Genomic DNA, 25,587 nt, shown 5'->3' with positions numbered 1-25,587 from the left:
CGCATTCAATTTGTAAGTCAAATTAAACGCTCGTTGCTCTAGAGCGGTCTGCATTCTGATTGAATCGGTCAAAGGAATGCAACCCACTCTACATTTTACGTTTTTCCGCATCTCGCATTCAATTTGTAAGTCAAATTAAACGCTCGTTGCTCTAGCCTAAGGCTTGTCCGGCCTCAGCGCTTTCAGCGCGTCTTCGTAATCGGGCAGGTCGAGCGCCTGTACCGGATCCTTGCGCTGATCATTGCTCCATTTTTTGATAAAGCCCGGCATGATCAGCGACAGCGGATTGACCGCAATTTGCGGCGCTTTGTAGGTGCCGCGCAGATCGTATTTCAGCCCGACCAGCCCCAGCCCGTTCGACTTGACATCGCCAAACCATGAATTGACGCTGTAAGCCGGAATCAGGGTGCCGCTGAAATTCATGGCGCGCGTATCGAGATCGGCCGTGCCCCAGATGTTGAGGCCCAGCGCCTTGCCCTTCAGATAGCCGTCCTTGATGAACAGGCTATGATGGCGATAACGCACCGGAACACTGAAATCGGTGAAGAGTATGCCATCACCGGCCAGGGTGTCGTTCAGGCCGGTCAGGGTGGCCACGCTCAGCAACTGGCCGAGGATCGGAATCTGCTTGGCGCGGATATTTTCACCATACAGGGAGGCGTCGGCCTCGCCGTCCTTGTAGGCCCCTTCAAGGACGGCCTGACCGCCATAGAGATTATGATTGCCGGTGGCTGTGCGCACGGCATTGCCGAGATCGGCGGTGCGCAGCGAAAACAGGCTGTAATTCTGTTCCGCCTTGACGGCCAGGCGCATGGCGCTGCCATTGGCTGTCAGGCCGGAGCCGCTGCCGCTGAAACCATTATGGCCGTCCCAGTTCAGATCGAGTTTCAGTGCGTCGAACGTGCCCTCTGCCGAGGTTTGCAGATGATCGAGATCGACGACCAGATGGGTTGGCCTTCCGGCTGGCGGCGTTGAAGATGTGTCTGCGGGTGCCGCTGGCGCGGCGGCGCTTTCCGTGTCGGGGTTACCTTCAAGCCAGGGCCGCAGATCAAGCCTCTGACCCTGGATCGAAATCACATCGGCGGCTCCGGCCGTGTACCAGCTTGCCGCCACATCCATGAAGTTTTTCAGGTAAAACTTTGAAAAATCGGCAAATTGCAGGTTGCCATCGGCATCGAAGGCGGCGCGGCCATCGATACTGACCTGCGGGCCGCTGGCATAGATGCGCGACAGATTGAGCCCTTGCGCCACCAGCGGATCATTGCCCTGGGCATCGAAGCTGATCGCCAGTTGCGCCGGTTCACCCACGGGTTTTACCCAGTCGGTGGCCTTGACGCCGAAGGCCGCGTCCGTGCCGTCGAGATTGAGCACGCCGCCGGGCTGGCCGGGCTGGTCGAACAGGGTAAAGACCAGCTTCACCGGCCCGTCGATACTGACCGGATCGCGCGTATAGCCGAGTGTTTTCAGCATGTCGGGCGTCACGGTGGCGCGGACTTGCAGGATGTGAGGGGGAGGCGTGCCATCGGACAGCAGAGGCGGCGGGGCCTCGACCTCGCCATAGGGGTGCAGCGGCATATCGAATTCCGCCGTCTCGCCCATCAGCCGCACCTGGCCTTGCAGCAGGTGCGCGCTTTGCCGCCACAGGGCCGTGACCGGCACATTGCCGTGCGGATGGAAGAAGGCGGTGGGCAGGCCCAGCGTGGCCCAGTCTTCGGGTGTCACCGTCATGTCGAAGCGGCGCAGCACTTCATCGCTGCCAGCCACCTCCTTCCAGCCGAGCGTGCCCGTCATCTGGTCGAGCGTCAGCAGGGCCTGTTTGCTGTTACTATCGAGCGCGATATTGACCGTGAGGTGGCGCGGAACCCGGAACATGGGCAGGCCGCCATAGCCCAACTGGCGCGCTTCCTGGGGCGTGATGGTCGATTTATAGACGAGGCGCGGACGCTGGCCCTCGATATAGGCAACATCGCCCGACAGGCTTTCAGCGTCGATCTCGCCGCTCCATATGTCGCCCGAACGCAGCAAGGATATCTGTGTCGGCAATTGCGGCTTCAGGTGTTCGAAAATCGGCAGGCCTTGCGCTTCCATGCCCGAACGCAGGGTCACGCCATCAATATCGAGCTGGCTGGGACGGCCCTGCTTGTCGGTTTCGCCGCCCGACCAATGGACATGGCCTTTGAAAATATCGGCGCTGACATCGCCGTCGCCCGTCCAGCCATCGATGGTGAAATGGCCGCTGATCGCCACGGGCACGCGCGGCGAACCGCCGAACTGGGCGGCGTTGAAATGGCCATCGAAATCGATCAGTTGTGTTTTGGGCATGAATTGCGTGCGGTAGCTGATATTGCCCTGATAGGGGCCCAGCGCACCGGGGCCGCTGACGCTTAAGCTATTGGCCAGCAAATTGCCCTTGACGCTTAAGTCAGCACCGCTGAGATCCCAGCCGAGCGCGGCCTGTTTTAAGCCCGCATTTTGAATATGACCGTCGAAGGTGACGCTGAAATTGCGGCTGGTGATCGGCACCATCGTCGGGAAAGCGATCTCGACATGAGCCTGGGCCGCCCCGCTCAGGCGCTGCGCATTCAGCCCGTGCTGACTCAACTGGCCATCGGCCAGGGGATCGATCGCCTCGATAACATTGGCGGCCTGGCCTTCGGCATCGAGCCGGATCAGAGTGTGGGTTCGCTTATCATGGAAACTCGGCACGTCGAGATCGCCGTGGATCAGATTGACCTTGACCAGCCGCCCACCCGTCACATTCATGGCAAAGCTGTCGCCGAGCAAAAGACCGTGTCCCTGCAAGCCCTCGGCGTCATGCAGGCGCGGATCAATCGCCAGCACCAGATTTTGGAAGTCGAAATCGAGGCGCAGATCAGCATTGGTCAACTGATCCGGCTCGAAATGCCCCGGCGGCGCTTTCAGCACGAAATCGGCATTGGCAAAATCACCGCTGCGGATGCGCTCGATCAGCATGGTGCGCGTCTGATCGGCCAGGTCTTTCGGCCAGAAGGCGAACACCTCGTCCTTGGTGAAGCGTCCTTTCAGGCTGGCGGTCAGGTCGGCACCCAGCCGTCCTTGCGCATCGGTATAAAGCGTGCCCTGCGTCGTCAGCAGAGCGCCATTGATCCGGCCCGTGCCGCTGTCGATGCGGAAACGCCGGTCGTGCGGCACATAGCGGCCACGGAAATGGGCATTGGTCAGGGTTTGCGAGGCAAAATCATCGGCCAGTTTGCCGGTGACGCGCGGCCCGGAAAAATCATAGGCGATGACCAGATTGCGACCGGTTTTATCATCATGCGGCTGGATAACGATTTTACCGGAAAGATCGGTATCGAGCCGGTCTGACTTGACCTGGAAGGTGGTGAAGCGCGCTGTGTGGCTGGCCGAACTATAGGTGGCCCGCACGCGCGCCCCGGCAAAGGCCTGATGAAAATCGCCTATATCGACGCGCCCGCCATCCGCCGACACATCGAGCCAGGCTTCCTGGAAACCCTGCCCCTGATTGTAATTGATGCGCGCCAGTCCGCTGACCGGGGCCCTGACCCCGGCGATCAGTCGTGTCATGCCCGATGACGGGGCCACGCTGGCTGGCGATAAATGGCTGAGCCGGGCCGTCAGAACCATATGGTGCAGACCGGTTTCGCCTTCCACCGCCGCGCGCAATGTGGCCGGGGCCGCGCCCGTGGCGTCGATGGCCAGATCGGCATGGCTGGCGATACGACCGTGCAGCTTGGTGAAATCGAGCGTGGCGACGTGCGCTGTCCAGTCCACCCCGGCATGGCCGGGATCGCGGGCCAGTTCGATCAGACGCAGAGCCCCGTTACGAAGCGACACCTGGCGGGCGAAACTGACGGGGCTGCCAAGGCGCTCCGGCCCCGTCAGCGCATAAAAAAACCGGTCGAGCCCGCCCATAGTTTCAGGGGTGCCGTGCGCCTCATAGCCAAGATCGTAGCGCCCCTCTTTGGAGACGGAGGCGACGACGAAGAAATCGTCGGCGGTCAGGCGAGCCGGGGCCAGGTGCATCAGCAGCAGGCTGTCGGCGGCCAGCGCCGTTTCCATATGACCTGCGCGTGCGATGACGCGGCCGCGTTCATCCATCACGCGCAGGTTTTCAAAGCGAAAGCCGACGGCGCGCGCATCGCCGAACCAGACGAGGTCGAGATGGCCGATTGTCACGCGCGTATTCGGCAGGGCATTTTCGAGCCGTGACACGATCACCGGGCGGATGGCGTCAACGCGAATGGGCGCAAACGCCAGCCGCACGGCCATCAGGATCATCATCACCACGATCCAGCCCAGGATGAAGAAACGCAGGCGGCGGGCCAGCACGTCAAAGACAGATCGAATATGACTGAAAAGTTTCTTCACAAAAAGTCTGGCAACACAAAAGGTTTGGTAAGGCGGCTGAAAACGGGGATTTTTATGTCATAAGGCTATGGTATCGAGATGGCGTTAACATGCGCCGCCAAACCTGTCATCTATCCCCGGCATTCCTAGTCGCTCAGCAAGGCTAACTCATGGCAAAAACAGAAAAAAACATCACCTTCACACCCTATCCGGCACCGGATTTCAGTCTGGCCTCCAGCGCGGGCGGCACGGTGACGCGGGAGGCTCTGAAAGGGCGCTGGAGCGTGCTGTTCCTGTATCCGAAAGACAATACGCCCGGCTGCACGCAGGAAAGTTGCGATTTTTCAGAAGCCTTGCCGCGTTTTTCGGCGCTCGGTGTGACCCTGTATGGACTATCGAAGGACAGCCTTAAGGATCACGAAAAGTTTATCAAAAAATACGGCCTGACCATGCCTCTGCTGTCCGACCCTGACACGACCGTCATTGCGGCCTTCGGCTCCTGGGTGGAAAAAAGCCTGTATGGCCGCGCCTATATGGGCACCGACCGCTCCACCTTCGTGATCGATCCCGAAGGCATGGTGCGCCATGTCTGGCGCGGCGTGAAGGTGAAGGGCCATGTCGATCAGGTGCTGGCCGTGGTTTCAGAACTGCGGGCTTGAAGCGTGCGGCACCGATCTTGAAATAAACCGGACGTGCCTCCCGATTTGGCACAGACCAAGGGGAAACACCATGTCGTCTGCGTCGTCAAATCCTTTGCCCGGCAACCGTTTTCGCGGCAGGGGCAGGGACGCGTCCGAAAGTTTTCCACAGGTCACTTGCGCATGGCTCTGCCCGGAGGCATACTTAACAAATGGTTTAGGGCAGCTAAAAAATCATTGGGGCGGCGATGCGTGAGAATACTCTGGATCGCTTTGGCGGCTGGATGGAATCCGTTTTGCCAGAGCGTCATATCTATATCCGTACAGGCGGGGAAACCCACGGCTATGTGCTCAGTCCGGGCCGTCAGTTCGCGCTGATCTTCATGTCGGCGGCGCTTCTGACCTGGCTGGCCATCTCGACCGGTTTCACCCTGTTTTTCGCCGCCGCCCACGGCGCTGGCTCTGAAAACGCCATCCGCATGATGAAGGCGCAATCCGAACGCTGGATCGCCGACCGGCAGGCGCGTCTCGACATCGCCACCCAGCAGGCTACCGCCAATTCGGGATCGCTCGAAGATCTGGCCAAGACCGTGACAGCGCGTAATGACGCCCTGATCAAGGTGCTGACCGATTTCAAGGGCGTGCCGGGTGCCGCCGCCGCTCTGGCGCCCGCCCCGATCAATGACAGTCTGCCACCGATTGAGCGCATCTATTCGGTGCGCGCCGAGCAGGAACGCATGATCACCGAGGCTGAGTCCTTCGCCAAGAGCCGTGCCGAACGCCTGCGTCTGGCTTTCCGGCTGGCGGGCCTCAATCCGGCCGCCTTCGCGGGCAGTGACAATAATTCGCTTTCCAACAAAGACACCGCGACGCTGGCCACCTTGCTCGGCGTCGATAGCGATTTCGCCGACCGCATCCGCAATGCCGCCGCCGATCTGTCCGACATGCGCGGCCTGCAAACGAGCGCGCAGCATCTGCCATTCGGTCGCCCGACCATCGGCACGCGCGAAAGTTCAGGCTTCGGCATCCGCCTCGATCCGTTCAACCACACGCCGCATTTCCATACCGGTCAGGATTTCGCCGGCCCCTATCTGACGCCGATCTATGCCACGGCCCCCGGTATTGTCAGCTTTACCGGCGTCCGTACCGGCTATGGCAATGTGGTGGAGATCGACCACGGCAACGGCTTTATGACACGTTACGCCCATCTGGCCGCCTATAGTGTTCACCCCGGCCAGCATGTCGCTCTCGACCAGCGCATCGCTTCCATGGGATCGACCGGTCGCTCGACCGGTAACCACCTCCATTATGAGGTCTGGATCAATGGCCGTCCCCAAAACCCCGCACGCTTTTTGAAGGCAGGAGACTATGTTCAACAAAACTAAGCCCCGCACCGCGCCGGCTCCCCAGCCGCAGCCCGCAGCCACGCCGCCTCTCCATGAGGCCCCTCACGTCAATATGGCGCGCACCAAACCGGCGGCCCCCGCCAGCACTGGCAACAAGCCCTTTTCTTCGATCGGTTCCGGCCTGCTCGTTGAAGGCAATGTGACCGGCACAGGCGATCTGCACCTCGATGGCACGGTGCGCGGCGATGTCAAGGTGGGTCACCTGATCGTCGGTGAATCGGGCAATATCGAAGGCAAGGTTGAGGCGGAAAGCATCGAAGTGCGCGGTCGCATTGTCGGCTCGATTCAGGGCCGCCAGATCAAGCTTCAGGCCACGGCCTATGTGGAGGGCGACATCACCCACGACCAGTTGGCCATCGATGTCGGGGCCTTTTTCCAGGGTCGCTGCCTGCAAAACCGCCGCACCGAACAGGCCGTGTCACCGGTCAGTCTGGCTGCACCGGCGGCCGATATCGCGCCGATTCAGCCTGCCGCGCCCAGCCTCAGCACCTATGATATGAGCGCGCTTGCCGATCTGAAGTAAAATATCAATTGGCCTGAAAAACTGTTAAAAAAGCCGGGAAAGCCGCTGTTCTTTCCCGGCTTTTCAATTTTTCGTCAGCATGGACGCAACCGGGCACGAATAGGGCTATAGTGTATAGGCGCTCCCGCTTTCCGCTTTCACAATTCAGGCCTATCAAGCTCATGACGGATATTGCTGAACCCCGCCACCGGCTTAACCTGACGGTTCTGTGGCTGATGCTGAAGGAAACCCTGCACGAATGGAACGAGGATAAGGTGCCGCGACTGGGGGCGGCGCTGGCCTTTTACAGCGTCCTGTCGATCGGACCGCTGCTGCTGATCGTCATCGCCATCGCCAGTCTCTTCTTCGGCCATGAAGCCGTGGCCGGTTATCTGGTTGCCGAGATTCAGGCTATGATCGGCGAGCGTGGTGCCCATGCCATCCAGTCGATCCTGCGCCATCGCCAGCACGCCACCGATAGCCAGGGCGGCGGCTGGGCTACCGCCATTGGCCTGATCACCCTGCTTATTTCCTCAACAGGCTTTTTCGCCCAGCTTCAGGACGCGCTGAACACGATCTGGAATGTCGATCACATGCCGCGCGGCCACTGGATATGGTTTGTCAAGAAGCGCCTGCTGTCCTTCGCCATGATCCTGGGTGTCGGGCTGATCCTGCTGGTCGGTCTGGTCATTTCGGCCTTGCTGGCCGCGTTCACAACTCAGGTGTCGAGCGTGGTGCCTTCGTGGCTTCTCCATCTGTCCAATACCGCTTTTTCGTTCTGCGTGGCGGCGCTGATGTTTGCGATGGTCTATAAATTCCTGCCGGATGTTAACATTAAATGGCGCGATGTCGGGGTCGGTGCCATTATCACCGCGATCCTGTTCGAGACCGGCAAGTTCCTGATCAGTCTCTATCTCAGCCATTCCGCTTTCGGCACGGCCTATGGTGCGGCGGGTTCGCTGATCGTGCTGCTGGTCTGGATCTATTATTCGACGCAGGTTTTCTTCCTCGGCGCCGAATTCACCCAGGTCTATGCCCGTTTTATGGGCGAAGAGATCGTGCTCAAAAAAGGTCGGCGCAAGACATCGCTGAAATCGGCCACCGTACCAACAGGCCGGGGACACGAAGTCATCAATATCGCCAAGACGAGCAAGGGGGCGCACCCCGCCGAACCGAAACTATAGAGTCAGGTTTCGTCAGACCGGTCTGATCAGGAAGATCTTCTTCTTGCCCTGAGCGATCTTGACGACGCCATCGCGCAGATCGGCGGCGGTGACAAGCTGGTTGCCGTCCGTGATCGCCACATCATTGACGCGCAAACCGCCGCCCTGAGCGAGACGGCGCGCCTCGCCATTCGAGGCGGTCAGGCCGATGCGCGTGGCCAAAGCCGCCAGCATGATGCCTTCGTTCAGCACATGGGCTTCGATCTCGACGGTCGGCAGATCAGCCGACATCACGCCCTGCTCAAAAGCTTTTTGCGCCGTGTCGCGCGCCGAATGGGCGGCCTCGTCGCCGTGCAGCAGGCGGGTAGCTTCGTCGGCCAGCACCTTCTTGGCCTCATTGATTTCAGCGCCTTCCAGCGCTTCGAGACGGGCGATCTCGTCGAGCGGCAGTTCGGTGAACAGGCGCAGGAAGCGCCCGACATCGCGATCCTCGGCATTGCGCCAGTACTGCCAGTAATCGTAAGGCGACAGCATATCGGCATTGAGCCAGACCGCGCCCGACGCCGTCTTGCCCATTTTCGCGCCCGAAGCGGTGGTGAGGAGCGGCGTGGTCAAGCCGAAAGCAGAACTGCCATGCGCGCCTTCGCCCATGCGCCGCGTCAGCTCAACGCCATTGATGATATTGCCCCACTGATCCGAGCCGCCCATTTGCAGGATGCAGTCATGGCGCAGGTTCAGTTCGCGGAAATCGACCGCCTGCATCAGCATATAATTGAATTCAAGGAAGGTCAGCGGCTGCTCGCGCTCCAGCCGCAGCTTGACCGAATCGAAGCTCATCATGCGGTTGATGGTGAAATGTGGGCCGAAAGTGCGCAGGAACTGGATATAGCCAAAGCCCGACAGCCAGTCGTCATTATTGACCATGACGGCCTTGTTGCCGTCTTCACCGAAATCGAGAAATTTCGTGAAGACCTGTTTGATGCCGTTCATGTTTTCGGCAATCCTGGCGTCGTCGAGCAACTGGCGCTGCGTGTCCTTGCCGGAAGGATCACCCACCTTGGTGGTGCCGCCGCCCATCAGCACGATCGGCTTGTGACCGGTCTTTTGCAGCCAGCGCAGCATCATGATCTGCACCAGCGAACCGGCGTGCAGCGAAGAGGCCGTGGCGTCGAAGCCGATATAGGCCGTGATCATGCCCGCCTTCGCCAATGTATCGAGCGCGATCTCGTCGGTACACTGATGGATGAAGCCGCGCGCCTGGAGCGTGCGCAGGAAGTCGGATTGGAAGCTTGGCTCGGTCATGATTTCGGTGCAATATCAGGAGGCTGGGGCCGCTTCTGTGACACCCGCAAGCGTGGCGCGTCAAGAGCGGGAGGCCGGATATGCTGAAAGTTTTGGGCTTTATGACGGGTACATCGCTCGATGGCGTCGATATGGCCGTGCTCGATACCGATGGCGAGGCGCAATTGCATTTCGGGCCGTGGAGCGAACAGCCCATGCCGCCGGAAACCCGCGCCCTGCTGGAAGCCACCATACAGGCGGCGCTCAACTGGCCGCGCGGTGAGGCCGAACCGCTGATTTTCAAAGAGGCGCGCCATGCGATTGTCGATTGCCATTTGCAGGCGGCGCGCGCCTTTCTCGATGATGCCGGTCTGCGCTTCGGCGATCTTGACCTGCTGGGCGTGCATGGCCAGACCGTGCTGCACGAACGTCCGAAAAACGGCGTGGCGGGGCGCACGGTGCAGCTTTTCGACGGGCAGGCCTTCGCCGACGCCACCGGCGTGGCCGTGGTCAGTGATTTCCGCCAGGCCGATATTCAGGCGGGCGGCGAGGCGGCACCTTTGATGCCGGTCTATCATCAGGCTTTGGTGCGTCACGCGGGACTGGCCCTGCCGCTGGTGGTGGTCAATCTGGGCGGCGTGGCCAATATCACGGCGATGGACGATGGGCATATGGTGGCGCTCGATACCGGCCCCGCCAATGGTCTGATGGATCAGTGGATGCGTCGTCATGACCGTGGCGATTATGATCACGAAGGCCGGATCGCCGCCGCGGGCCATGTCGATGAAGGCATTCTGGCCGCCTATATGGCCCATCCCTATTTCCGCAATCCCGCGCCCAAATCGCTCGACCGTTACGATTTCGATCTGCATCCGGTTGAGGATTTAAGCTTAAAGGACGGCATGGCCACCCTGTCGGCCTTTACCCTGCAAAGCCTGCTGGCCGGGATCAGCCTGAGCGGCATTGCGCCGAAAACCGTCATTCTGGCGGGCGGCGGGCGGCATAACAACCATCTGGTCAGCGGCATCCACGCCGCCATGCCTGATGCGCGCGTGGTGCGGGCCGAGGAACTGGGCTGGCGCGGCGGTGCGCTGGAGGCCGAGGGCTTCGCCTATATGGCGGCGCGGTCGCTGAAAAATCTGCCGATTTCATTTCCCGGCACGACGGGCGTGAAAACCCCGTTGACCGGCGGCGTGCTGCATCGCCCGCGCGCCGGCCTGCGGCATACCGGCTAATTAAAGATAGCTGGTGATGTCGGACGATTTAGGGCTGGGTGCGGCTGCGCGCCGCGTCATGATCAGCCGCGTTCGCTCATCCGCCGGTCGATATAGGCGCCGACTCTGGCTTCGACTTCCGGCAATTGATCTGTCCAGAAGTGGTTGGCTTCCGGCACAACCTCGGCATCGATGATAATGCCTTTTTGCGTGCGCAGCTTGGCCACGACGCGGTCAACCTCGGCAGTCGGCACGATCGAGTCATTGCCGCCGTGCAGGAACATGCCAGAAGCCGGGCAGGGGGCCAGGAAGCTAAAATCATAGGCATTGGTGGGCGGCGATACCGAGATGAAGCCGTCGGTTTCCGGGCGGCGCATCAGCAATTGCATACCGATATAGGCGCCGAAGTCGAAGCCGGCCACCCAGAATTGCGAGGCGGTCGGGTTCTTGGCCTGCAACCAGTCGAGCGCCGTGGCGGCGTCGGCCAGTTCACCGATGCCGGAATCGAACTCGCCCTGGCTTTTTTGCACGCCACGGAAATTGAAGCGCAAAACCGCAAAGCCGCGCGTCATGAACAGGTGGAACAATTGCACCGTCACCGGATTATTCATATGGCCGCCCGCCTTGGGGTGCGGGTGCAGGATCAAGGCTATCGGCGCATTCTCCGTCTTGCCCGCACTGTAACGGGCTTCGATACGGCCTGCGGCTCCGGCCAGGATGACTTCGGGCATTCAATCACCTTAGATTCAGCAAAAATGTTTGTTTTGCACCGCAATACTTGACTAACGCAGTCGGGAATTGTTAAGCTTCCGACGATCACTCCAGCGCGGGCAGATGCGCCTCTTAGCATAAAGAATTCTGTTTGCGCAGTTTTTTGCGCCTTTAGAGCGCATCCCGATGCTCTGGACCGCAAGACGTATCGCCGAAGGATGTTTCCATGCGCTTATCCACCAAGGGACGTTATGCGGTTATGGCCATGACTGATCTGGCGCTGAACGGGCAGCGTGGCGAGAACGGCGGACAGGCGCGGCCCACATCCCTGTCGGAAATCGCCGAGCGCCAGCAGATCTCCCTGTCCTATCTCGAACAGTTATTTGCGCGCCTGCGCCGGGCCGGTCTGGTGAAAAGCGCGCGCGGGCCGGGCGGTGGCTATTCGCTGGCGCGGCCTTCGGCGGAACTGTACGTATCCGAGATCGTGCTGGCCGTCGATGAGCCGATCAAGGCGACGCGCTGCGCCATGACATCGAACAAGCTGGGGGCTAATAAACGGCTGTCAAAGGACGAGGCCGTGCACGAAATCGGCTGTATGCCGGGTGGGCAGCGCTGCTTGACCCATTATCTGTGGGAAGATCTGGGCGTTGCCATCCATGATTATCTGTCGCAGGTATCGCTGGAAGACGTGATCAAGCGCCGCACGCGCAAGACGGTGTCGATCTCCGCGCCTGCACTGATGGAGGCCTGAAACATTGCCCCTCTATCTCGATCACGCCGCGACCTCGCCGTTGCGCCCCGAAGCGCGCGATGCGTTTCTGCGCGCCTCTGAATTGGGCGGCAATGCCTCGTCGATCCATAGTCTGGGGCGCAAGGCCAAGCTCACGCTCGAAGAGGCGCGCGCCGACCTGCTGGCGGGGCTGAATGCCACGGGGGCGGCGGGGCTGGTCTTTACGTCTGGTGGCACCGAAGCCAATGCGATGGCGCTGCGTCAGGCGCAAAGCTTCGATTATCTGGTCTTGTCGGCGGGTGAACACGACAGCCTTTACGGTGCGGTTTCGGGCGCGCTGATCGCGCCTTTGCGACCGCAGGGCGATGTCGATGTGGCGGCGCTGGCGGCCTTGCTGGATCGACCCGGCCAGGACAAAAAACGTCCTTTCGTCTGCGTTATGCTGGCCAATAATGAAACCGGCGTGATCAATGACATTGCGGCGCTGGCGGCGCTGGTGCGGGCGCGCGATGGCTGGCTGCACGTCGATGCCGTGCAGGCGCTTGGCAAGATCAATATTGATTTTCGTGCCCTGGGCGCGGACTCACTAAGCCTCAGCGCCCATAAGGTCGGCGGCGGGCAGGGGGTAGGGGCGTTTGCCCATGACCGCGACCGCGTGCCTGCGGCCCTGATCAGCGGCAGCGGTCAGGAACTGGGCCTGCGCGCCGGCACCGAGAATATCGCCGGCATTGCCGCCTTTGCCGCCGCCTTCAAGGCTTGCCAGCCGATGGCGGACGCTTTATGCAGCGCACAAATCGCGGTTGAAGCCTCGCTGAAGGCGCTGGGCGTCACCATATTGGGGGAGGATGCCCGGCGCGTTCCCGGTATTGTGGCGTTGGCGCAAGGCGCTTGGCCGTCGGCCCTGCAACTGATCTATATGGACATGGCCGGGATCTGCGTCTCGTCGGGTTCGGCCTGTTCGTCGGGCAAGGTGAAATCGAGCCGGATCGTGTCGGCGATGGGACGTGACGATCTGGCCGACAAGGCCTTGCGCGTCTCGGCCGGGTGGACAACCAAGCCGGAAGACTGGCAGCGTTTTTACGATGTCTGGTCAATGGGTTATGAAGCATATCTGAAGCGCCATGCCAAAGCATCGGGCAAGGCGCTGGAAAAGGAACTGAACTGATATGGCGGCGGTTAAGGAAACCATCGACACGGTGGCCAAGCTCGAAGCCTATGAACACGGCTTTGTCAGCGACATCGAAACCGAGTTCGCCCCCAAGGGGCTGAACGCCGACATCGTGCGCTTTATCTCAGCCAAGAAGAACGAGCCCGAATGGATGCTGGAATGGCGTCTGGCGGCCTTTGAGCGCTGGCTGGCGATGGAAGAGCCCGACTGGGCCAAGGTGCATTACCAGAAGGTCGATTATCAGAACCTCTATTATTACGCCGCGCCCAAGAAGAAAGATGGGCCGAAATCGCTGGATGAAGTTGATCCCGAACTGCTGGCCGTCTATGCCAAGCTCGGCATTCCGCTGAAGGAACAGGCGGTGCTGGCGGGGGTGGAAGGCGCGCCGCGCTATGCGGTGGATGCGGTATTTGACTCGGTATCGGTCGTCACCACCTTCAAGAAGGAACTGGCGCAGGCCGGGGTGATTTTCTGCTCTATTTCCGAGGCTTTACGCGAACATCCTGAACTGGTGCGTCAATATCTGGGCTCGGTGGTGCCGGTGTCGGATAATTATTTCGCCGCGCTCAATGCCGCCGTCTTCTCGGACGGATCGTTCGTCTATGTGCCGCCGGGCGTTCGCTGCCCGATGGAGCTTTCGACCTATTTCCGCATCAATGCCGAGAATACCGGTCAGTTCGAACGCACCCTGATCATCGCCGACAAGGGGGCCTATGTTTCGTATCTGGAGGGCTGCACGGCACCGCAACGCGACGAGAACCAGCTTCACGCCGCCGTGGTCGAACTGGTGGCGATGGACGATGCCGAGATTAAATATTCGACCGTCCAGAACTGGTATCCGGGCGATGCGGAAGGCAAGGGCGGCATCTATAATTTCGTCACCAAGCGCGCCGATTGCCGTGGTGCGCGCGCGAAAGTGTCGTGGACTCAAGTCGAAACCGGTTCGGCGGTGACGTGGAAATATCCGTCCTGCATCCTGCGCGGCGATGACAGCGTGGGCGAATTCTATTCGATCGCCGTCACCAATGGCGCGCAGCAGGCCGATACCGGCACCAAGATGATCCATCTCGGCAAGAATACGCGCTCACGCATCATCTCAAAGGGCGTATCGGCGGGCCGGTCGTCCAATACCTATCGCGGGCTGGTGTCGGCCCACGCCAGGGCGACGGGGGCGCGTAACTTTACCCAGTGCGACAGTCTGCTTATCGGCAAGACGTGCGCTGCCCATACCGTGCCCTATATCGAGGCCGATACGGCGAAAGCGCAGTTTGAGCACGAGGCGACGACGACGCGCCTTTCCGAGGATCAATTGTTCTACGCCATGCAGCGCGGGCTTTCACAAGAAGAGGCCGTGGCCCTTTTGGTCAATGGTTTCGTGCGCGATGTCTTGCAGGAACTGCCGATGGAGTTCGCCGTTGAAGCGCAGAAACTGGTGGCGATTTCGTTAGAGGGGAGCGTGGGATGATAGGGAGCTTAATAAACAAATGGTCTTTATCCACGCAGCTTAAAGAGGCTTCCCAATTTGTTTCTCATTTGAGTGTTATGGATTCGGATGAGATAGCGCTTGTAGTTGCTTTTGTTGCTCATTGGCGGAACGTATACATTGATGAAAAAGATATAGACCTCCGACAGTGCATAGCCATTCAAGGAGCAGATCCGCTTTTCGTTCTATCTCTGGGTAATGTTCTTCGTGAGGCGCAGAAAAGAAAATCTTTCCACGATGCTGCCGGACTAATGGTTTGGTTGCATAGTTTAAGAGCCGGAAATTCTTTCGAAAATCGAGGCAAAGCGAGAGAAATGTGGGGGCACTTATCTCGCGGATTTTCTAAAGTTTTCGATGCGGCAAATGAACAAAGAAGAATGTTTGGTCGATTATTGGATATTGACGGTTTTGACGAATTTCCTGATGGCCTAACCCCGGAACCCAAATAATGCTTTCTATCCAAAACCTCTCCGTCGCCGTTGATAGCAAGACCATCCTCAAGGGCCTGTCGCTGGATGTGCCTGCGGGTGAAGTCCATGCCATAATGGGCCCCAATGGCGCCGGTAAATCGACGCTCGGCTATACGCTGGCGGGACGGCCCAACTATACCGTCACCGGCGGATCGGTCACCTTCAATGGTGAAGACCTGCTGGACAAGGACGTGCATGAGCGCGCCGCAGCGGGGCTTTATCTGTCGTTTCAATATCCGCTCGAAATTCCCGGCGTTCCGGCCTTAACCTTCCTGCGCACGGCCTTGAATTCACAACGTAAACTGCGCGGTGAGGAGGAGGTGTCGGCACCGGACTTCCTCAAATCGATCCGCCAGATCGCCAAGTCGCTGAAGATCGACCTGGACATGCTGAAACGCCCGCTCAATGTCGGATTTTCGGGCGGCGAGAAGAAGCGTATGGAAGTGCTGCAAATGGCGCTGCTGGAGCCGAAATTCCTGATCCTCGACGAAACCGATTCCGGCCTCGATATTGATGCGCTGAAGGTGGTGTCCGAAGGCGTCAATGCCTTGCGCAGCCCTGATCGCGGCATGTTGGTCATCACCCACTATCAGCGCCTGCTCGACCATATCAAACCCGACCAAGTGCATGTGCTGGTGGCCGGCCGCATCGTCAAATCGGGCGGGCCGGAGCTGGCGCTCGAACTCGAAGCGCGCGGCTATGACGAATATCTGGAGCCCGCCGCCTGATGCCTGGTTTGGACATATTCGATCCGTCGTCCTACCCGACGCGCCGCGACGAGGACTGGAAATATTCCGACCTGTCGCGCGCCTTGCGTGCTGCGCCGGGTAAGCCTCTGGTCGTGCGTACCCTGTCGGAGCTGGATGCCGAGGCCGAAGATTTCGTCTATTTCGCCGCCGATGAGGCGGGTTTTGCCGGTCTGCAACAGGCCGCCGATCAGGCCGTGGCCGGGCCGGGCCGCCTCTATATCGACGGCAATGATTTCGGCGACGAAGACGGCTATCTCGGTTATCAGGGCGAAGGCCGGATCACGCTTTCGGCAGGCCAGAGCCTGATCCTGTTCGAGGACTATACCGGCGCCTTTGATTATGCCGTCCATACGCAGTTGCGCTTTCAACTGGCCGAGGGCGCGAAACTGATCCGCGTCGTCATTCTGGACGAGCCGGAAAGCGCTATTTCCATTCGTACATCAATCATTGATACGGCTCCGGGCAGCGTCTTCAAACAATATGTTTTTTCGACCGGTGCGAAGTTTCAGCGCTTTGAAACCCATGTCAGCCACGCCGGTCATGGCGCGGTGGTCGAGATGAACGGCGCTTACCTGCTGAAGGACAAGCGCCATTTCGACCTGACCACGCGGGTGACGCACGGCCAGATCGACGGTGTGACGGCGCAACTGATCAAAGGGCTGGTGAAAGACACCGCTACCGGCGTTTTTCAGGGCCGTATCCTGGTCGAAAAGGGCGCGGACGGCACCGATGCGCGGATGCGCCATCAGGCGCTGATCCTCAATGACGGGGCGCATATCCGCGCCAAGCCGGAACTTGAAATCTATGCCGATGATGTGCAATGCGCCCACGGCAATACGATTGGCGCGCTCGACGAAGAGGCTTTGTTTTTCGCCATGAGCCGCGGCATCCCCGAAGCGGCGGCGCGCGCCATGCTGACCCACGCCTTTGTGGTGCCGGTGGCGGATCAGATCGAGGATGAGGTTTTACGCGAAACCGTGTTGAATTTTATCGAGAATGCATCGGAGAGTTTTCATGCCCTTTGATGTCGAGGCCGCCCGCGCTGACTTTCCGATCCTGTCGCGCCAGATCAAGGATAAGCCGCTCGTCTATCTCGATTCCGGGGCCTCGGCGCAGAAGCCCGCCGCCGTGATCGACGCTATGAGCGAGGCCATGCGGCATTCCTATGCCAATGTGCATCGCGGCCTGCATCGCCTGGCTAACGAGACGACCGACGCCTATGAGGCGGGCCGTGAGACGGTGGCGCGCTTTATGGGCGCGCAAGTGAACGAGATCGTTTTCACCAAGTCGGCGACGGAAGCCGTCAATCTGGTCGCCTATAGTTGGGGCGAAAGTCTCCAGGCCGGTGATGAAATCCTGACCACCGAGATGGAACACCACGCCAATATTGTGCCGTGGTATATGCTGGCCGAGCGCAAGGGGTTGAAGCTGACTTACGTGCCGATCCTCGATGACGGATCGCTCGATATGGCGGCTTTTGAACGCCTGCTGACGCCGCGCGTGAAGATGGTGGCCGTCACCCATATGTCGAACGTGCTGGGCACGATCAATCCGGTGGCCGAGATCATCACAAAGGCCCATGCGGTCGGCGCGAAAGTGCTGATCGACGGGGCGCAGGGCATTGTCCATTTGCCGGTGGATGTGAAGGCGATGGACGCCGATTTCTACGTTTTTTCGGCGCATAAGCTCTATGGCCCCACCGGGCTGGGGGTGCTGTATGCAAAGGCCGACCTGCTGGACGCCATGCCGCCCTGGCAGGGTGGTGGCGAGATGATCGGCCATGTCAGCAAGGACAAGATCACCTGGAACGAGCCGCCGCATCGCTTCGAGGCGGGCACGCCGGCCATTCTGGAAGTGATCGGGCTGAAGGCGGCCATCGACTGGCTGGTGCAGTTTGACCGTGATGAGGTCGCCGCCCACGAACATGCGCTCTATGTGCGCGCCCATGACGCCCTGACGCAGATCAATTCCCTGCGTGTGCATGGCGAGGCGCCGGGCAAGGGCTCGATCCTGACCTTTTCGCTGGGGCAGGCCCATGCGCATGATGTGGCGCAGATTCTCGACCGTTATAATGTGGCGGTGCGGGCAGGTACGCATTGCGCCGAACCTCTGATGACTCGTTTGGGCGTCACCTCTACCGTGCGCGCCTCCATCGCCCTATATAATACAGAGGCTGAGATCGACACCCTGGCTGAGGCTGTCGCCAAGGCCCAGTCTTTTTTTAGTTAAATGCCGTTCTTTAGTTAAATGGCGTAAAGTGGAATCATGACCGAAACGCACGCGGAAAATCAGGACACCATGTTCAGCCTCGATGAGATGGGCGGCCAGCAACCGGCTGCGCTCGAACAGGCCGAGCTCGACCGCCTGACCGATGAACTGATCGCCGCCTTCAAGACGGTGTACGACCCGGAAATCCCGGTCGATATTTATGAACTGGGGCTGATCTATCGCGTCGATGTGTCGGATGAGCGCCATGTGGTGGTCGATATGACCCTGACCGCGCCGGGCTGTCCGGTGGCCGGGGAAATGCCGGGCTGGGTGCAGCAGGCGGTGATGGGGGTCAAGGGCGTGGCCGGTTGCGAGGTCAATCTTCTGTTCGATCCGCCGTGGGATTCGTCGCGCATGAGCGATGAGGCCAAGCTGCAACTGAATATGTTTTAAACCTCATCCCCAATGGCCTTCGCTGCGCTCAGTGGCTTTGAGGATGACCATATCGGAAAAATTTTCTTGGGGCGGCCCTGCGAAAATTTTTACATTTTTAGTAAGGCTGCATTTTTGGAATAGTCATGGATATTCAACCCGTCATCACACCGCGCGTCCGCCGCCCGCGTCCGGCCATTGTCAGCCTGACCGAAGCCGCCGCCACGCAGGTGAAAGCGATCATGGATAAGGCGGACAAGCCCTATGCGGGTCTGCGTGTCGGCGTGAAGCAGGGCGGCTGCGCGGGCCAGGAATATGTGCTGTCCTATGCCGAGGAGACGGGGCCGCTTGACGAGGTGGTCAGCGATAAGGGCGTCACGATCCTGATCGACGCCAAGGCGGTTCTGTATCTGGTCGGCACGGTTATTGATTACGAGACGACGAAGCTGGCTTCGAAGTTTGTTTTTAAAAACCCGAACGAAACGGATGCCTGCGGTTGCGGCGAGAGCGTCACGATCAAACCGGTCAGCGCGGATTAAGCCGCAACCGCAAATCTTTGCGTAAAATGGGGGTTGCGGCGAGAGCGTCACGATCAAACCGGTCAGCGCGGATTAAGCCGCAACCGCAAATCTTTGCGTAAAATGGGGGTTGCGGCGAGAGTGTCACGATCAAACCGGTCAGCGCGGATTAAGCCCTGATAGCCAGATCGCCGGGGGCTTCGCCGAGCCAGCTTAAGCCCTCATCAAGCGTCATGAAGGACTTGCGGATGTCACGCGGGAATTGCCGAGAAACGACATTGACGCGCACCAGATCGAGCGAATTATTGACAATGACCGCCACTTTGGAGGTGTAATCGACACCCGCCGTGCGTTCGTCCCACCAGTGGGCGAAGCGGATGATTTCATCGAATTCGACAATGCCTTCGGAGCGGCGGTAATCGAGCAGGCGGTTATAAAGCCACGGTTCGGCAAGGCCGCTATAGGTGTCGATCCAGCGATCAATCAGGATGCGGCTGTCGATCAGCCCACTCATGCGAAAGACGATCAGGCGTTCATCCTCATCGATCCGCGCACTGACATGAAAGCCACTGGCCATATTGCACCCCTTACGCCAACGCAAAATGCGGTTGTCATGAATTGTATGATGATGAAACTTAACAAAGCCTTGGCGCTTTCGATCACAGAGGTGAGAGCAGCGGTTCGGCGGGAATGGATGGCGTAAAAGGCTGGCCGGTGGCTTCGCTGATCAATTGCTGGCTGCGCGTTTCAATACGATCACGCAGCAGATCAAGGAAGGCGTCCTTGTCCAGACCCGGCATGATGGGAGCGAGAAATTCCAGCACGGCGGTGCCGGGGCGTTTTTCAAACCGTTGCTCCTGCCAGAACAGGCCGAGATTGGTGGCTACGGGCACGACCGGCATGTCGAAATCGCGCATCATGTGCCAGACGCCGGCGCGATAGCGACGGTAGGTGCCCGGTGCATTGAGGTGGCCTTCGGGATAGATCAGGATCGAGCGGCCATCACGCGCCGCCTCGGCGGAGCGGCTGGCCAGGGCCTTGCGCGCCTGATGGCCACCGCAATTATTGACGACAATCGCCCCCAGTTTGCGCAAAAGCGTGGCCATCAGCGGATATTTTTCGAGATGGTCGCCGGTAACGAAGGCGAGATCGTCGAACTGAGCATAGATGCTGAAGCCGTCGCCCCAGCTCTGGTGCTTGCAGGCATAGATGACCGGTCGGTCGAGCAGGTGTTCGCGGCCGCGAATCTCCAGCCCTATGCCCGCGAAAATCCGCATGGCCTGCACCATGCGCCGTGTATAGCGGTGGATGATCCAGCGCACGGGGGCATGGCCAGGCAACAGGGACAGTATCAGGGCCAGCAGGCTATAGCTGATCGAAAGCCACCAGTAGGCTAGGGCAAATAGACAACTGCGCATCGGACGTCTCCGTCATTTGATGACGGATTTGAACATTGTTCACGCGCATTGTCAAGTGGCGTGAAAGGTCAGGCCTGTCAGGCGGCGTTGGAATTCAACTGATCGTCGTCAGCGATGGTGACGCGGTTGCGTCCGCTGTTTTTCGATTGATAAAGGGCCTTATCGGCGCGGTCGAGCAGGTCGAACGAATCCTCACCGGCATGACGCTGGGCCAGACCCGCCGAAATGGTGACGGTGCCTAAGTCTTCGTTGGTGGAGCGGCGCTTGAGCACGCGCGAGGCGATTTCCTGGCGGGCTTCGTTGAGCAGGCGCTCGATCTGGGCGCAGGTTTCACCGGGGAAGAGCAGGCCGAATTCTTCGCCGCCATAACGCGCCGCCATGCGCGGTGCGCGGCCGATGCGCGCCAGAACCGAGGCGACATAACGCAGAACCTGATCGCCGGTCTGGTGGCCCCAGGTATCGTTGAAACGCTTGAAATGGTCGATGTCGATAACCGCGAGTGTCAGGGGCAGGGTGCCATCATCTTCACAATGGGCATCGAGTGCTTCGTCAAACGATTTACGATTGGCCAGATTGGTCAGGGCGTCGGTCATCGCCTCCATGCGCACCTGATCGAGGTGCTTGCGCAGGCGGTTGACTTCGCGTGACGATTCGGTGAGCCGGTTTTCGAGAACGGCATGATGATCAAGCACGGTATTGGTGGCTTCGGTCAGGTTGTCGACCAGGCTCTTCAGTGCCGAGGCGTCAACCGCGTTCATCGCGTTTCTGGCGCCTTCCAGGGTTTCGGAATAGGTGCGTTGCGTCTTTTGCGCATCGACGATCACCTCGGTGATCGAGGCCAGTTCGCGCGTCAGCTTCAGGCCGGCGTCACGCACCTCATCGTTCAGCTTGAGGCGTGTGATGAATTTGCTGGCTAGACTTTCGGAAACATCTTCGCTGATCATTTCGCCCGCTGCCACAAGGCGCAGAATTTCCTGCGCCAGCGGACATTCCGGATCACCGGCGACATAGAGCCACAACTCATAATTCAGCGGAGTGGGCCAAACGCCATGTTCCTGCATCAGGCGCAGGGCATCGCCGGCAAGGGCGTAGGCACTGGGACTTCTGACGCTGATGTCTATATCTTTATTCATTGAAGAGGCGTTTCCCCTGGTCGTCCGGTGTTGGCAATTCTTTGCAACGGATCAAACCTAGCGCAACTTCTCTGACAGGCGGTTAACGCCGCCGTACTGTGGCCAACAAATTGAAAGAGGGCTACGTTTTTACCGGTGCCGACCGCATCATAAAGGCCGGAACGTGATCACCAAATGGCGTATCGACCTCTGCTTTATCAGTTGTTTTATTTTGCTTTTTACCGCGCGATGCAGGCTTTTTCCCGACAGCTTCGGGTTGAATTGTGGCGGCGGTTGCAGGCGAAATTTTTTCGACGGGAGCCTGTATTTTTTCCGGATTTTCTGTGTTTTCGACGATGGCGCGCGGTTTTTCTTTACGATCACGAACCCGACTGCTGCTGCTGCCGCGGCTTTTGCCCGATTCACGCACTGCGGGACGCGGCGCATCGCTGAGCGCGCTGTAATCGACATCCAGATCGAGAACAGCGGGGTCTTTCTTGATCAGCTTGACCACCTTGTCGTAATTCTTTTCGTCGGCCGCCGACAGCAGCAGATAGGCCTCACCCGAACGTCCGGCACGACCGGTGCGGCCGACGCGGTGGACATAGTCGTCGGCGTGGTGCGGTACGTCGAAATTGAAGACATGGCCGACATCGGGAATATCGAGGCCGCGCGCCGCCACATCGGAGGCCACGAGCAGTTTCAGATCACCCTTGCGGAAGGCGTCGAGCGTCTTCATGCGCAGGCTCTGGTCGAGGTCGCCGTGAATCGGCGCAGCGTCGAGGCCGTGCTTTGACAAAGACTTGGCGACAATATCGACATCCGACTTGCGGTTGCAGAAGACGATGCCGTTCTTGATGTCGAGCGTGGCGATCAGGGCGCGCAGGGCAATGCGCTTGGCGCGGGCGTCGCGGTGCGGCACGCGCAGCACATATTGGGTGATGTTTTCGTTGGTAGAGGCCGGGCGCGACACTTCGATACGCACCGGATTTTTCAGAAACTGTTCGGTCAGGCGCGTGATTTCCGGCGGCATGGTGGCCGAAAAGAACAGGGTCTGGCGCGTCGGCGGGGTCAGTTTGAAGATACGCTCGATGTCGGGAATAAAACCCATATCGAGCATCCGGTCGGCTTCATCGACCACCATAATCTGAACGCCATTGAGCATCACCTTGGAGCGCTCAAACAGATCGAGCAGGCGGCCCGGCGTGCAGATCAGCACATCGACGCCCTTGTCGAGCTTGGCCACCTGATCGGCCATCGAGACGCCCCCGATCAGCAAGGCCCAGTTCAGCTTGTGATATTTGGCGTATTTTTCAAACGCCTCGGCCACCTGATCGGCCAGTTCGCGCGTCGGCGCCAGCACAATGGCGCGCGGCATCCGGGCGCGTGAGCGGCCAGCAGCCAGACGTTCGATCATCGGCAGGGTAAAGGCGGCGGTCTTGCCGGTGCCGGTCTGGGCAATACCCAGCACGTCAAGCCCGGTCAGGGCCACGGGTATGGCCTGTTCCTGAATGGCGGTGGGCGTATCATAGCCCGTTTCAGCCACTGCCCGGAGCACTTCCGCGCCGAGGCCGAGTTCAGTAAATTTCGTCATGACACTCTATTCAAACAGGTTCACAGGCGGGCAAGCGATCTTGCAGGCGGGTGAACGGCGCGCCGATCGTGGCGCAAGGATGGGCGGCCGGTATTCGCCAGACGGGCTGACCCATCTCAATGCGCGAACACGCGCGAGCCGGTTTTGTCGGCTCGTGCGTGTCTGATAACAGAATTTGCAATAATGAACAGATTTTTCTTGTCGCCGCTGTTTAAACATCCAGATCAGCGATGGCGAATTCGGCATTATCCTGAATAAAACGAAAGCGCAGTTCCGGTTTGCGGCCCATCAGGGTTTCGACCAGAGCTTCGATGTCTTCCTCATCGTGCGGCAGGGTGACGCGCGCCATCGTGCGAGTCTTGGGATCCATCGTGGTTTCCTTGAGCTGGCTGGGCATCATTTCGCCCAGACCCTTGAAACGGCCGATTTCCGGGCGCTTGCCCTTGAATTCCTTCGCGATCAGTTCATCGCGGTGGGCATCGTCACGCGCATAAAAGGTTTTGCCGCCCAGGCTTAAGCGGTAGAGCGGCGGCATGGCGAGGAACAGGTTGCCGTTGCGGATCATGGCCGGCATGGTGCGGTAAAAATAGGTGATCAGCAGGCTGGCAATGTGGGCGCCATCGACATCGGCATCGGTCATGATGACGATGCGCTCATAACGCAGGTCTTCCTCGCGGAACTTGGCACCGGGCTGCACGCCGAGCGCCAGGCCGAGATCGGACAGTTCCTGATTGGCGCGCGCCTTGTCGCCGGTGGCCGAGGCGACATTGAGGATCTTGCCGCGCAGGGGCAGGATGGCCTGGGTATTGCGGTTGCGGCCCTGCTTGGCCGAGCCGCCAGCCGAATCGCCTTCGACGATGAACAGTTCGGTGCCGATGGCGTCCTGGCGGGCGCAATCGGCCAGCTTGCCGGGCAGGCGCAGCTTGCGCGTGGCTGAGGCGCGCTGGACTTCCTTGTCCTTGCGCTTTTTCAGCCGTTCTTCCGCCTTTTCGACGATAAATTGCAGCAGACGGTCGGCCTGTTTGGGCGATGAGGTCAGCCAGTGATCGAACGGATCGGCCAGCGCCCGTTCCACCAGCCGCGCCGCGTCGGGCGAGGACAGGCGATCCTTGGTCTGGCCCTGGAATTCGGGATTGCGGATAAAGACCGAGATGACGACTCCGGCGCTGGCTGCCACGTCTTCGGCGGTGATCAGGCCGCCGCGTTTATCGCCGGTCATCTCGGCATAGGTTTTGAGCGAGCGCGTCAGGGCGGCGCGCAGGCCCGCCTCGTGGGTGCCGCCATCGGGTGTGGGGATGGTGTTGCAATAGGACTGGACGAAGCCGTCATGCTCGCCGAAGCCCGCCGCCGACCAGACCACGGCCCATTCGACCGCGCCCGCATCATCGGCGCGGTCCACCCGGCCTGAGAAGATGTCCGAAACGGTTTCGGTGTCCTTGACGCGCTCGGCCAGATAATCGGCCAGCCCGTTGGGGAAGAAGAATTTATCTTCGGCGGGCGTCTGGTCGTGGATGAGTTCGGCTGCGCATTTCCAGTTGATCTGAACGCCACGGAACAGATAGGCCTTGGCCTTGGACATGCGGTAAAGGCGGGCCGGTTTGAAGTGGTGGCTGGCGAAGATTTCGGGATCGGGCCGGAAGCGCAGCTTCGTGCCGCGCTTTTTTGACGGCTGCACCTGTTCGATCGGGCCCAGCACATGGCCTTTGGAAAAATTCTGTTGCCATTCAAAGCCATCGCGCCAGACGGTGACCTCCAGCCGTTGCGACAGGGCATTGACCACCGAGGCGCCGACGCCGTGCAGGCCGCCCGACGTGGCATAGGCCTTGCCGGAAAACTTGCCACCGGAATGCAGCACCGTCATGATCACTTCGAGCGCCGACTTGCCCGGATATTTCGGGTGGGGATCGACCGGCATACCGCGCCCGTCATCGCGCACGCTGACATAGCCATCGGCGTCCAGTTCCACCCAGATGGCCTTGGCGTGATGGGCTACGGCTTCGTCCATCGCATTGTCGAGCACTTCGGCAAAGAGGTGGTGCATCGCCTTTTCATCGGTGCCGCCGATATACATGCCGGGGCGTTTGCGAACGGGCTCCAGCCCTTCCAGCACCTCGATACTGGACGCATTATAGCTCAGGTCCGCGTCCTGATCCGTGCCCGGTTCCGGTATGGCGGCGGCGGGCATGATCTTCTTCTCCTGAGGCTGGGCAGAAAGAGGTGACTGAGCGGGGGTGGGCATTGGCACGACCTGCGCAGGCTTTATGGCGGCAGGTTTTTCGGTTTTGTCGTCGCCTGGATTAAACAGCGAGGGTTGCGGGATGCTGGACGTCATGACTCTAACATGGAATGATTCGCGCCATATTCGTAAAGCCACCGTCATTAGGCAACAGAAAAAGGGCCGAAAGAAAAAGGGCCGCAAGCCTTTTCAGACTTGCGGCCCTTC

22 protein-coding genes are annotated in these 25,587 nt (G+C 59.8%); 14 read left to right on the top strand and 8 right to left on the bottom strand.

All coding sequences use genetic code 11. From position 1 onward, the window contains the following. Positions 1–156: 156 nt before the first annotated feature. Positions 157–4,368, bottom strand: a complete 4,212-nt coding sequence (locus tag QB905_RS05730) for a YhdP family protein (RefSeq protein WP_282973575.1) — start codon at positions 4,366–4,368, stop codon at positions 157–159. A 149-nt stretch (positions 4,369–4,517) separates the two neighbouring features. On the opposite strand from QB905_RS05730, the gene QB905_RS05725 reads away from it, so the two are divergent. The 4 genes from QB905_RS05725 (at position 4,518) to QB905_RS05710 (ending at position 8,077) form a co-directional block, all read left to right on the top strand. After that, positions 4,518–5,006, top strand: a complete 489-nt coding sequence (locus QB905_RS05725) for a peroxiredoxin (RefSeq protein WP_282973574.1) — start codon at positions 4,518–4,520, stop codon at positions 5,004–5,006. Between the two features lie 227 nt (positions 5,007–5,233). Beyond that, a complete protein-coding gene (locus tag QB905_RS05720; protein ID WP_282973573.1) occupies positions 5,234–6,370 on the top strand; it encodes a M23 family metallopeptidase in 1,137 nt (378 codons plus the stop codon). Next, the gene (locus QB905_RS05715) at positions 6,354–6,914 is read left to right on the top strand and encodes a bactofilin family protein (protein ID WP_282973572.1); all 561 of its coding nucleotides are present in this window, start codon (positions 6,354–6,356) and stop codon (positions 6,912–6,914) included. The genes QB905_RS05720 and QB905_RS05715 overlap by 17 nt, the downstream gene beginning before the upstream one ends. A gap of 161 nt (positions 6,915–7,075) precedes the next feature. Continuing rightward, positions 7,076–8,077, top strand: coding sequence for a YihY/virulence factor BrkB family protein (locus QB905_RS05710; RefSeq protein WP_282973571.1), 1,002 nt, complete (start codon positions 7,076–7,078; stop codon positions 8,075–8,077). A 12-nt stretch (positions 8,078–8,089) separates the two neighbouring features. Here QB905_RS05710 and tyrS read toward each other — a convergent pair whose 3' ends face one another. After that, positions 8,090–9,358 (bottom strand): tyrosine--tRNA ligase, encoded by a 1,269-nt coding sequence (gene tyrS, locus QB905_RS05705; protein ID WP_282973570.1) that lies wholly within the window; start codon positions 9,356–9,358, stop codon positions 8,090–8,092. Positions 9,359–9,438: 80 nt separating this feature from the next. Here tyrS and QB905_RS05700 point away from each other — a divergent pair, with 80 nt between their 5' ends. Next, positions 9,439–10,572, top strand: a complete 1,134-nt coding sequence (locus tag QB905_RS05700) for an anhydro-N-acetylmuramic acid kinase (RefSeq protein WP_282973569.1) — start codon at positions 9,439–9,441, stop codon at positions 10,570–10,572. Positions 10,573–10,634: 62 nt separating this feature from the next. On the opposite strand, the gene QB905_RS05695 is transcribed toward QB905_RS05700, so the two are convergent. Continuing rightward, complete coding sequence (locus QB905_RS05695; protein ID WP_282973568.1) at positions 10,635–11,282, bottom strand: alpha/beta hydrolase; 648 nt, start codon at positions 11,280–11,282, stop codon at positions 10,635–10,637. 206 nt (positions 11,283–11,488) lie between these two features. On the opposite strand from QB905_RS05695, the gene QB905_RS05690 reads away from it, so the two are divergent. The 9 genes from QB905_RS05690 to QB905_RS05650 all read left to right on the top strand — a co-directional run bounded on the left by QB905_RS05690 (position 11,489) and on the right by QB905_RS05650 (position 19,041). Next, the gene (locus QB905_RS05690; protein WP_282973567.1) at positions 11,489–12,013 is read left to right on the top strand and encodes an Rrf2 family transcriptional regulator; all 525 of its coding nucleotides are present in this window, start codon (positions 11,489–11,491) and stop codon (positions 12,011–12,013) included. Positions 12,014–12,017: 4 nt separating this feature from the next. Then, a complete protein-coding gene (locus tag QB905_RS05685; protein ID WP_282973566.1) occupies positions 12,018–13,157 on the top strand; it encodes a cysteine desulfurase family protein in 1,140 nt (379 codons plus the stop codon). A gap of 1 nt (position 13,158) precedes the next feature. Then, positions 13,159–14,625, top strand: coding sequence for a Fe-S cluster assembly protein SufB (gene sufB, locus QB905_RS05680; RefSeq protein ID WP_282973565.1), 1,467 nt, complete (start codon positions 13,159–13,161; stop codon positions 14,623–14,625). Then, positions 14,622–15,092: a hypothetical protein gene (locus tag QB905_RS05675; protein WP_282973564.1), complete on the top strand. Its 471-nt coding sequence runs from the start codon at positions 14,622–14,624 to the stop codon at positions 15,090–15,092. Before sufB ends, QB905_RS05675 begins: the two co-directional genes overlap by 4 nt. Continuing rightward, positions 15,092–15,841 (top strand): Fe-S cluster assembly ATPase SufC, encoded by a 750-nt coding sequence (sufC, locus tag QB905_RS05670; RefSeq protein WP_282973563.1) that lies wholly within the window; start codon positions 15,092–15,094, stop codon positions 15,839–15,841. Before QB905_RS05675 ends, sufC begins: the two co-directional genes overlap by 1 nt. Then, the gene (locus tag QB905_RS05665) at positions 15,841–16,887 is read left to right on the top strand and encodes a SufD family Fe-S cluster assembly protein (protein WP_282973562.1); all 1,047 of its coding nucleotides are present in this window, start codon (positions 15,841–15,843) and stop codon (positions 16,885–16,887) included. Before sufC ends, QB905_RS05665 begins: the two co-directional genes overlap by 1 nt. Then, a complete protein-coding gene (locus tag QB905_RS05660) occupies positions 16,877–18,091 on the top strand; it encodes an aminotransferase class V-fold PLP-dependent enzyme (protein WP_282973561.1) in 1,215 nt (404 codons plus the stop codon). The genes QB905_RS05665 and QB905_RS05660 overlap by 11 nt, the downstream gene beginning before the upstream one ends. A gap of 69 nt (positions 18,092–18,160) precedes the next feature. Beyond that, positions 18,161–18,523 carry an SUF system Fe-S cluster assembly protein gene (locus QB905_RS05655; protein WP_282975585.1) on the top strand — a complete coding sequence of 121 codons (363 nt, stop codon included), beginning with the start codon at positions 18,161–18,163 and terminating at the stop codon, positions 18,521–18,523. Between the two features lie 125 nt (positions 18,524–18,648). Then, entirely contained in the window at positions 18,649–19,041 is a 393-nt protein-coding gene (locus QB905_RS05650) for a HesB/IscA family protein (protein WP_282973560.1), read from the top strand. 148 nt (positions 19,042–19,189) lie between these two features. On the opposite strand, the gene QB905_RS05645 is transcribed toward QB905_RS05650, so the two are convergent. The 5 genes from QB905_RS05645 to parE all read right to left on the bottom strand — a co-directional run bounded on the left by QB905_RS05645 (position 19,190) and on the right by parE (position 25,476). After that, complete coding sequence (locus tag QB905_RS05645; protein ID WP_282973559.1) at positions 19,190–19,597, bottom strand: hypothetical protein; 408 nt, start codon at positions 19,595–19,597, stop codon at positions 19,190–19,192. A gap of 82 nt (positions 19,598–19,679) precedes the next feature. Continuing rightward, the gene (locus tag QB905_RS05640; protein ID WP_282973558.1) at positions 19,680–20,438 is read right to left on the bottom strand and encodes a lysophospholipid acyltransferase family protein; all 759 of its coding nucleotides are present in this window, start codon (positions 20,436–20,438) and stop codon (positions 19,680–19,682) included. Between the two features lie 77 nt (positions 20,439–20,515). Beyond that, positions 20,516–21,571, bottom strand: a complete 1,056-nt coding sequence (locus QB905_RS05635) for a GGDEF domain-containing protein (RefSeq protein WP_282973557.1) — start codon at positions 21,569–21,571, stop codon at positions 20,516–20,518. Between the two features lie 121 nt (positions 21,572–21,692). Further along, positions 21,693–23,144 carry a DEAD/DEAH box helicase gene (locus tag QB905_RS05630; protein WP_282973556.1) on the bottom strand — a complete coding sequence of 484 codons (1,452 nt, stop codon included), beginning with the start codon at positions 23,142–23,144 and terminating at the stop codon, positions 21,693–21,695. 211 nt (positions 23,145–23,355) lie between these two features. Further along, complete coding sequence (gene parE / locus QB905_RS05625) at positions 23,356–25,476, bottom strand: DNA topoisomerase IV subunit B (RefSeq protein ID WP_282973555.1); 2,121 nt, start codon at positions 25,474–25,476, stop codon at positions 23,356–23,358. Between the last annotated feature and the right edge of the window lie 111 nt (positions 25,477–25,587).

The sequence above is a fragment of the Asticcacaulis sp. EMRT-3 genome, assembly GCF_030027245.1.
Classification (GTDB): domain Bacteria; phylum Pseudomonadota; class Alphaproteobacteria; order Caulobacterales; family Caulobacteraceae; genus Asticcacaulis.
Note: the sequence above shows the minus strand (reverse complement) of the source record. Positions and strands in the feature narration are given on the sequence as shown.

Coding starts and splice junctions, on each gene's coding strand:
- QB905_RS05675 (WP_282973564.1), top strand. CDS start 14,622: ATGATAGGGAGCTTAATAAACAAATGGTCTTTATCCACGCAGCTTAAA.
- QB905_RS05655 (WP_282975585.1), top strand. CDS start 18,161: ATGTTCAGCCTCGATGAGATGGGCGGCCAGCAACCGGCTGCGCTCGAA.
- QB905_RS05690 (WP_282973567.1), top strand. CDS start 11,489: ATGCGCTTATCCACCAAGGGACGTTATGCGGTTATGGCCATGACTGAT.
- QB905_RS05720 (WP_282973573.1), top strand. CDS start 5,234: ATGCGTGAGAATACTCTGGATCGCTTTGGCGGCTGGATGGAATCCGTT.
- QB905_RS05640 (WP_282973558.1), bottom strand. CDS start 20,438: ATGCGCAGTTGTCTATTTGCCCTAGCCTACTGGTGGCTTTCGATCAGC.
- QB905_RS05695 (WP_282973568.1), bottom strand. CDS start 11,282: ATGCCCGAAGTCATCCTGGCCGGAGCCGCAGGCCGTATCGAAGCCCGT.
- QB905_RS05710 (WP_282973571.1), top strand. CDS start 7,076: ATGACGGATATTGCTGAACCCCGCCACCGGCTTAACCTGACGGTTCTG.
- QB905_RS05645 (WP_282973559.1), bottom strand. CDS start 19,597: ATGGCCAGTGGCTTTCATGTCAGTGCGCGGATCGATGAGGATGAACGC.
- QB905_RS05725 (WP_282973574.1), top strand. CDS start 4,518: ATGGCAAAAACAGAAAAAAACATCACCTTCACACCCTATCCGGCACCG.
- QB905_RS05665 (WP_282973562.1), top strand. CDS start 15,841: ATGCCTGGTTTGGACATATTCGATCCGTCGTCCTACCCGACGCGCCGC.
- parE (WP_282973555.1), bottom strand. CDS start 25,476: ATGACGTCCAGCATCCCGCAACCCTCGCTGTTTAATCCAGGCGACGAC.
- QB905_RS05660 (WP_282973561.1), top strand. CDS start 16,877: ATGCCCTTTGATGTCGAGGCCGCCCGCGCTGACTTTCCGATCCTGTCG.
- QB905_RS05650 (WP_282973560.1), top strand. CDS start 18,649: ATGGATATTCAACCCGTCATCACACCGCGCGTCCGCCGCCCGCGTCCG.
- QB905_RS05715 (WP_282973572.1), top strand. CDS start 6,354: ATGTTCAACAAAACTAAGCCCCGCACCGCGCCGGCTCCCCAGCCGCAG.
- sufB (WP_282973565.1), top strand. CDS start 13,159: ATGGCGGCGGTTAAGGAAACCATCGACACGGTGGCCAAGCTCGAAGCC.
- tyrS (WP_282973570.1), bottom strand. CDS start 9,358: ATGACCGAGCCAAGCTTCCAATCCGACTTCCTGCGCACGCTCCAGGCG.
- QB905_RS05630 (WP_282973556.1), bottom strand. CDS start 23,144: ATGACGAAATTTACTGAACTCGGCCTCGGCGCGGAAGTGCTCCGGGCA.
- QB905_RS05635 (WP_282973557.1), bottom strand. CDS start 21,571: ATGAATAAAGATATAGACATCAGCGTCAGAAGTCCCAGTGCCTACGCC.
- sufC (WP_282973563.1), top strand. CDS start 15,092: ATGCTTTCTATCCAAAACCTCTCCGTCGCCGTTGATAGCAAGACCATC.
- QB905_RS05700 (WP_282973569.1), top strand. CDS start 9,439: ATGCTGAAAGTTTTGGGCTTTATGACGGGTACATCGCTCGATGGCGTC.